The organism is Poritiphilus flavus (assembly GCF_009901585.1).
In the GTDB taxonomy this organism is placed as follows: domain Bacteria; phylum Bacteroidota; class Bacteroidia; order Flavobacteriales; family Flavobacteriaceae; genus Poritiphilus; species Poritiphilus flavus.
On sequence record NZ_WXYO01000018.1, the window covers coordinates 1 to 950 of the forward strand.

General features: G+C 54.1%; 1 protein-coding gene. It reads right to left on the reverse strand.

Translation table 11 applies throughout. The features are described from left to right. Positions 1–950 (reverse strand): immunoglobulin domain-containing protein (locus GTQ38_RS20860; RefSeq protein ID WP_394350975.1); only part of this gene is annotated, 950 nt, incomplete at both ends.

Below are 950 nucleotides of genomic sequence, written 5' to 3' on the forward strand. Positions count from 1 at the left end.
CTGTTGTAACTGGACACATAATAGGTGGTATTATTGCTTAGGCTCGGGGTGGTGTAACTGCTGCCCTGGTGGAGGTAGCTTCCTCCGCTGGAGGCGGCATACCACCTTAGGGTATTGGCTCCGGTGGCCAGGGTCTGTGAAAGGGTAAGGGTACCATCGCCACATCGGGTAAAGCTGGTAGAACCAGTCGGTAAGGAGAGACTCTGGTGAACGGTGACCTTGACCGGGCTGGAATGTTTGGTCTGCCCACAGGAGGTGACCCCTCTGCGGTACCAGCGTGAGGCGGTCAGGCCTGCCGGCGGGGTATAGCTTGCCAGGGTAGAACCGCTGATATTGGTCCAACCGCTACTGCCGTTAGCCGAATACTGCCACAGGTACGTATAGCTCCCATTGCCACCACTGGGGCTGCTGGCGTTGCTCAAAGTGCCTGCGTTACTGCCATAACAGATTGTTTTGGAACCACCGATACTACCCACCAGGAGTTGGGGACGTACCGTGACCTTGACCGGGTCGGTGTATTTGGTCTGGTTACAGGAGATCACACGTCTTCGGTACCATCTTGAGCTGGTGAGCCCTGAAGGCGGATTATAACTGCTGGAAGTAGCTCCACTGATATTGGCCCAACCGCTACTGCCATTGGATGAATATTGCCATTGATAGCTATAGCCACCACTACCTCCTGAAGCTGATGCGCTGTTGGACAGGGTTGCTGGATCCCCCGAATAACATATGGTCTGGTTACTGCCAATAGAGCCGGGTAAAAAACTCACAATACCCACATAGACCGAAGCTGAAGCGGGACTCCATGTCCCTGAATTAGTGCTTCTGGCCCGAATGTAATAGGTACCACTACCCTGATTTACGGTAAAGGAACTGCCATAACCCAAACTTGTACTGCTACCATTGGAATTCTTGCCCTGCCAGTACCAGCGGACCCCGGTGGGGGGTGT